Consider the following 6,729-nt stretch of genomic DNA (forward strand, 5'->3'; position numbering starts at 1 on the left):
GGGCACGTTCGTGCGCGGCGCGGACCTGGGCTGGCCGCGGCCGGCCGACGCGGACGAAAAATGGGAAGACGTCTACGCGGTGCGCCTGGAAGACGGCACGCTGGCGCCGCATACGGCTGCTACGGCCGCCACGTTGTTCGTCAACGAGCGCATCGCCGTGCCCGGCATGGCAGGCGGGGCGGAAACCGTGCGCGTCTGCTCGGCGCTAGCCTTGCTGCGCGAAGAGTCGCACCGCAAGACGCTGGAGGACTACGCCGGCCTGTGCGGCGTGCCGGCCGACAAGATCGCATCGCTGGCCAAGCGCTTCACCAGCTACGGCAAGCGCGCCGTGGCCGATGCGCATGGCGGCACGATGAGCGGTTCGGGGTTCTATACGGCCTATGCCATCGCCATGCTGAACACGCTGGTGGGCAACCTGAACGTGGACGGCGGCCTGGTCCTGGATGCCGGCCCGTTCCCGCCTTATGGCCCCGGCCCGCGCTACAACATCGCAGGGTTCGCCAACCGCGCCACGCCGAAGGGCGTGGCCTTGTCGCGCAATCGCTTCCCTTACGAGAAATCCAGCGAATTCAAGCGCAAGAAGGCGGCGGGCCAGCCGGCGTATCCGGCGTCCGCGCCGTGGTATCCGGCCACGGGCGGGCTCAGTTCCGAAATGCTGGCGTCCGCCCTGGCGGGTTACCCGTACCGCGCCAAGGTCTGGTTCAACCACATGAGCAACCCGATCTACGGCATCGCGGGCTTGAAGGGCGTGATCATCGACAAGATGAAAGACCCGCGCATCCTGCCGCTATCGGTGTCGATCAACGCGTTCATCAATGAAACCAATGCGCTGGCCGACTACATCGTGCCGGACACCGTTACCTACGAAAGCTGGGGCGTGTCCGCGCCCTGGGCCGACGTGGTGGCCAAGGCCTCCACCGTGCGTTGGCCCGCCGTGCAGCCGCGCGTGGCGCGCACGGCCACCAACGAGCCGGTCTGCCTCGAGACGTTTCTGATCGCCTGCGCCAAGCGCCTGGGCATGCCCGGCTTTGGCGAAAACGCGATCTCGGACAAGGAGGGCGCCAAGTACGCCCTGGACACCCCCGAAGACTTCTTCCTGCGCGGCATGGCCAACATCGCGTTCGCGGCCGGCCGAGCGGTGCCCGAGGCCAGCGATGACGACATGGCACTGACCGGCGTCGACCGCTACCGCAGCCTGCTTCAACAGAAGCTGAAACCGGGTGAATGGCGGCAGGTTGCCATGCTGATGAGCCGGGGCGGGCGCTTCGACAAGATGGACGACGCCTGGGTGGACAAGGGGCAGAACCGGCACACGCGCCAGGCTTACGCCAAGCCCTTGCAGATATGGAGCGAGGAACTCGCGGGGTTCCGTCACGCCATGACGGGCGAACGCTACAGCGGCTGTCCCACCTGGTATCCGGCGCGTCTGGCCGACGGCCGCGACATGCGCGCGGAGTACCCGGCGCAGCAATGGCCTTTCCTGCTCAGCTCGTTCAAGTCGAACCTGATGAGCTCCATGTCCATCGGTGTGAACCGGTTGCGTCAGGTGCATCCGCATAACCCGGTGTCGATCAACCGGCAGGATGGCGAACGCCTGGGGCTGCGCAACGGCGACCCCGTGCGCATCGTGACGCCGGGCGGCGCCGTGACGGGGCTGGCGCTGTTGCGCGACGGCATCCAGCCGGGCGCGGTGGGCATCGAGCACGGCTACGGCCACACGGAGCTGGGCGCGCGCGCCCACGTGATCGATGGCAAACCCATGCCGCACGATCCCGCGCTGGCGGCAGGCGTCAACCTGAACGACCTGGGTTTTGGCGACGCCACGCGGGGCGAGCACGCCAACGTCTGGATCGACTGGGTGTCTGGCGCCGCAGTGCGCCAGGGGCTGCCCGCGCGCATCGAGCGCGCGTAGGCGGACGTGGCGGCCGATGCCGGTGCGCGTTAGCGCACGAGGGTGTCGGCCACCAGTTCCAGGCCGTCCGCGCCGACGGCCACATCGGGCAACACGCCGCTCAGGTCGCCAGCACGCGCGGCGGCCGTGCCAGACCGGCTGATGCGGATTTCCACTCGGACTTTGCTGGCCCGCGACAGGGTGGCGTCGGGCGACATGGCGCTGCCGTCATCCAGCACGAACGCCCGCGGCAGGTCCGACACCCGCCACTGCAAGATCGCCAGCGGCATGCGCGCCCCCTCGACGGGACGCGCCAGGATGAACACGGTATCGCCGGGCTGGACCTGGCTCCGCAAGGCGTCGGCGATGCGGGCTTGCCCGCTGATGCGGGCGGCGGAGGCGGGTGCGTCCCCGGCGGGCTTCGCTTCAGCTTTCGTCCCGGCCGATGCAGGCAATGCGCGATTCGATCCGGCCGTCGTGCCGGCTGCCATGGCGCGCGCCTGGGCGATGTTGGATTGGATCTGCCGCGCGGCTTCGGAATCCGGCGGCAGCAGGGCTTGCAAACGTTCCCAGTGGGCCAGCGCCTCGGCGGCATCGCCGCGCCGCAGGGCCATCATGCCCGCCAGCGCCAAGGCCTTCGGCTGGTCGGGCTGCGCGGCCAACGCCTGCGCCACCGCCTCGACGGCATTGGCGTCCGGCTCGCCGCGGTTGGCCGACAACAGCGCATCGGCCATGTCGGCCAGCACGGCGGGTTGGCCGGGGAACAGACGCAGCACCTGTTGATAGGCGGCCACGGCATCGGCGTATCGGCCCAGCGTTTCATATGAGCGCGCCAGCGTGTACCAGCCGTCCGCATCGTCGGGCGCTTGGCGTAGCCGTTGGGCCAGCGCGTTGATGGCCACCGCCATGTCGTCGCCGGTCTCGGCCGCATGCGGTTCGGCGGCGCCCGCCATGACGGAGACATCGGCCGCCGCGCGGGGATTGCCCAGCTTGCCGTACAGCAGCACGGCGGCAACGGGGATCAGCACGCTCAGCAGGCAAGCGGCCGCCACGCCGGCGCGCTGGCCGCGGACCGGCGCGGCCTGTTGCTGGCGCAATGCCAGGTCTTGCAGCAGGTCGCGCTGCAGCTCGTCTTCCGCTCGCGCCAGGCCATCAGCGCTAAGGCTGCCGTTCTGCCTGTCGCGCCGCAGCTGGTCGCGTTGGGCCAGGTAGAACGCGCGCACGCTGGCATCGGATGACGGCCCTGCGGGCGCGGCGCGGCGTACCAGCGGCGGGATCAGGCACAGCAGCGTGGCCAGCAGCAGCAACAGGACGACAAGCCAGAGCGTGGTCATGAACCGGTATCCAGAAAGCGGGCGGCGCGGGCGCGTTCGTCGGCGGTCAGCGGAGGGCGTGCGCCCGAGCGGCGTTTCAATGTGCGCAGCAGCACCCAGAACCCCAGTGCCAGCAGCGCGAACGGTCCCAGCCACAGCAGCCAGGTGGCCGGCTTGAACGGCGGGTCGTAACGGACGAAATCCCCGTAGCGGTCTTCGAAGAAACGCATGATCTGGGCGTCGCTGCGGCCCTCGGCCAACTGGGCATGGATCAGGTTGCGCATATCGTGCGCCAATGGCGCATTGGAATCCGCCAGCGTCTGGTTCTGGCAGACCAGGCAGCGCAAACCGTGCGCCAGCTTGTCGGCGCGTTGCTGGTCGGCGGCCGACAGCGGGGGCAGGGCGGCGGCCGTCGGCGCGGCGGATGCCGGGGCCGCGGCCACGATCGTTCCCACGCTGCACGCCAGCGCCAGCAGCCACGTGGCAAGAAGCCGGGCCGCGTTCATTGCAACGCCTCGATCACGGGTTGGATCCGGGTGCGCCAGATGTCCGGCGTGATCAGGCCCAGCTGCTTGTAGCGGATGCGCCCGGCGCCATCGATGACAAAGGTCTCGGGTACGCCGTAGACCCCGTATTCGATGCCGACCCGGCCGTCGGTATCGCTGGCGGACGCGACGTAGGGATTGCCGTTGCGTGCCAGCCAGTCCCGCGCGTCTTCGGGCTTGTCCTTGTAGTTCAAGCCATACAGCGGAATGCCGTGGCGCTGGGCGACGTCGCGCAGCACCGGCAGTTCATCGCGGCAGGGGCCGCACCACGACGCCCATACGTTCAGCAGCCAGACCTGGCCCCGCAGCGATTGCACATCCAGCCGCTGGGCAGGCGCCTGCAGCAGCGGCAGGTCGATGGGCGGGGCGGGCTTGTCGATCATGGCCGACGGCACCGCGCGCGGGTCGCGCGACAGGCCCATGGCCAGGAATACGGCCATCGCCATGAAGGCGCCAAGCGGCAGCAGGTAGCGCAGCATCAGGCCCCCCCTCGCGCGGCATGCGCGGACGGGGCGGCGTCGGCCTTGGGCAGGCGGGCCGCGACATCCTGCGCGCGTCGGTAGCGCTTGTCGCCTGCCGCCAGCAGGCCGCCCAGGGCCATCAGCAGGCAGCCGGTCCAGATCCAGGTCATGAAGGGCTTGACCTGGATGCGCACGGTCCACGCCGTGTCGCCCACGGGCTCGCCCAGCGCCACGAACAGGTCGCGGGTGAAGCCGCTGTCGATGTCGGCCTGGCTGAGCGCCATGTCCTGCACGGTGTACAGGCGCTTCTCGGGATACAGCGTCACCACGGGTTTGCCGTCGCGCGTGACGGGGAACACGGCGCGCTGCGCGGTGTAGTTAGGGCCCGTCGTGGGCGCCAGGCTGGCGAACGTGAACTGGTAGCCACCGGCTTCCTGCGTGGCGCCCAGTTCCATCCGCAGTTCATGTTTGACCTCGTAGCCATTGGCCAGCGTGACGCCGGCGATGAAGATGCCTATGCCGGCGTGCGCCAGCAGCATGCCGTACCAGGCGCGCGGCTGGCGGCCCAGGCGGCGCAGCCATTGGCCGCCGCCGTCCGTCAACCGCTGTGCGGCGTGCGCGGCAGTGCTTGCGACCGACCATGCCGCCAGCCACAGGCCCAGCACGATCATGGGCGAGCCCAGCCGCGGCGCGCCCGGCATGGCCAGCGGCAACAACACGGCCGTCGCTACGCTGACCGCGAACGCGACGCGCAGCCGCCGGCCCAGATCGGGCATGTCGGCCTGTTTCCAACGGGCTATGGGACCCACGCCCATCAGGAAGATGGCCGGGGTCATCAGCGGTACGAACACGGCTTCGAAGTAGGGTGGGCCGATGGATATCTTGCCCCAGTCCAGCACGTCCAGCACCACCGGATAGAGCGTGCCCAGCAGCACCGAGCCGGCGGCCACGGTCAAGACAACGTTGTTCGATAGCAGCAGGGATTCTCGCGACAACAGCGAAAATCCGCCGCCCAGGCCAACCGTCGGCGCGCGCCAGGCGTACAGGGCGAGGGATCCGCCGACGATCACGGTCATGAAAGCCAGGATGTATAGCCCGCGGCCGGGGTCTACCGCAAAGGCGTGCACGGAGGTCAGCACGCCGGAGCGGACCAGGAACGTGCCCAGGATGCTGAGCGAAAACGTGCAAATCGCCAGCAGCACGGTCCAGCTGCGGAAAGCGCCGCGGCGCTCGGTCACGATCAGCGAGTGGATCAGTGCCGTGCCCGCCAGCCACGGCATGAACGAAGCGTTCTCCACCGGGTCCCAGAACCACCAGCCGCCCCAGCCCAGCACGTAGTAGGCCCAGGCGCTGCCCAGCAGGATGCCGACGGTCAGGAAGGTCCAGGCGACCAGCGTCCAGGGCCGGACCCAGCGCGCCCACAGCGCATCCAGTTCGCCCGACAACAGGGCCGCGATCGCGAAGGCGAATGCCACCGAAAACCCGACATAGCCCATGTAGAGCATGGGGGGATGCACGATCATGCCGGGGTCTTGCAGCAACGGGTTCAGGTCGCGGCCGGCCATGGCGGGCGGCATCAGCCGTTCAAACGGATTGGACAGGAACAAGAGGAACAGCAGAAGGCCCACGCTGATCCCTCCCATCACCGCCAGCACGCGGCCGGCGAAGGCCAGGGGCAGGCGGCGGCTGAACACGGCCACGGCCAGGGTCCAGGCAGTCAGCAGCAGCAGCCACAACAGCAGCGACCCTTCGTGCCCGCCCCAGACCGCCGCGAAGCGATAGGCCGCGGGCAGGTCCGCGTGGGAGTTGCCGGCCACGTACAGCACCGAGAAATCGTTGTGCACGAAGGACCACGCCAGACAGCCGAAGGCCAGCACGGTCAGGCAGAACTGGCCCACGGCGGCGGGCCGCGCCACGCGTAGCCCGGCCTGCCAGCCGGTGGCGGCGCCGACCAGCGGCAGGATGGTCTGCGCCAGCGCCGTCAGCAGCGCCAGGATCAGGCTGAACAGGCCGATCTCGGGAATCATCGCGTCTCCGCCTGCATCGTGTTGGCGGCCGTGGTCTTGCCGGCGCGTTTGAGCGCGTCCGCGGCCTCCGGGGGCATGTAGTTCTCGTCGTGCTTGGCCAGCACTTCGGTGGCGCGGAACACACCGTTGGCGTCCAGCTTGCCCGCGACCACCACGCCCTTGCCCTCGCGGAACAGGTCCGGCAGCAGGCCTTGATAGGTCACCGGCACGGTGTGTGCGGTGTCGGTCACGATGAACCGCAGGGTCAGCCCGTCGGCTTCGCGGCGCACCGAGCCTTGTTCCACCAGCCCGCCCACGCGGAAGCTGCCGTTGCGAGGCGCTTCTTTCGCCACCACCTGTGTCGGGCTGAAGAAGAACACCAGATTCGATTGGAGGGCGTTGAGCACCAGCGCGGTGGCCAGCGCCAGCAGGCCCAGCCCGCCCGCGATGGCGAACATGCGGCGCTTGCGCGGCGTCATGGGCGGTCCTTGCCAGCGTGCCCGCGCGCGGGGG

General features: G+C 69.4%; 6 protein-coding genes. 1 reads left to right on the plus strand and 5 read right to left on the minus strand.

Annotation, left to right across the window (positions count from 1 at the left end):
• Positions 1-1,912 (plus strand): molybdopterin dinucleotide binding domain-containing protein (locus ACE039_RS29805; RefSeq protein ID WP_485824141.1); only part of this gene is annotated, 1,912 nt, incomplete at its 5' end.
• A 29-nt stretch (positions 1,913-1,941) separates the two neighbouring features.
• Here the strand turns inward: ACE039_RS29805 and ccmI are convergent.
• The 5 genes from ccmI to ccmE are packed head-to-tail and all read right to left on the minus strand — an operon-like array spanning position 1,942 to position 6,695.
• Positions 1,942-3,225, minus strand: coding sequence for a c-type cytochrome biogenesis protein CcmI (gene ccmI, locus ACE039_RS29810; RefSeq protein ID WP_485824142.1), 1,284 nt, complete (start codon positions 3,223-3,225; stop codon positions 1,942-1,944).
• Positions 3,222-3,710 carry a cytochrome c-type biogenesis protein gene (locus ACE039_RS29815; RefSeq protein WP_485824143.1) on the minus strand — a complete coding sequence of 163 codons (489 nt, stop codon included), beginning with the start codon at positions 3,708-3,710 and terminating at the stop codon, positions 3,222-3,224. The genes ccmI and ACE039_RS29815 overlap by 4 nt, the downstream gene beginning before the upstream one ends.
• The gene (locus ACE039_RS29820) at positions 3,707-4,228 is read right to left on the minus strand and encodes a DsbE family thiol:disulfide interchange protein (protein ID WP_313464689.1); all 522 of its coding nucleotides are present in this window, start codon (positions 4,226-4,228) and stop codon (positions 3,707-3,709) included. Before ACE039_RS29820 ends, ACE039_RS29815 begins: the two co-directional genes overlap by 4 nt.
• Positions 4,228-6,237 (minus strand): heme lyase CcmF/NrfE family subunit, encoded by a 2,010-nt coding sequence (locus ACE039_RS29825; protein WP_448708537.1) that lies wholly within the window; start codon positions 6,235-6,237, stop codon positions 4,228-4,230. The genes ACE039_RS29820 and ACE039_RS29825 overlap by 1 nt, the downstream gene beginning before the upstream one ends.
• Positions 6,234-6,695 (minus strand): cytochrome c maturation protein CcmE, encoded by a 462-nt coding sequence (gene ccmE, locus ACE039_RS29830; protein ID WP_105560205.1) that lies wholly within the window; start codon positions 6,693-6,695, stop codon positions 6,234-6,236. Before ccmE ends, ACE039_RS29825 begins: the two co-directional genes overlap by 4 nt.
• Between the last annotated feature and the right edge of the window lie 34 nt (positions 6,696-6,729).

This window comes from Achromobacter maghribensis (assembly GCF_057334215.1).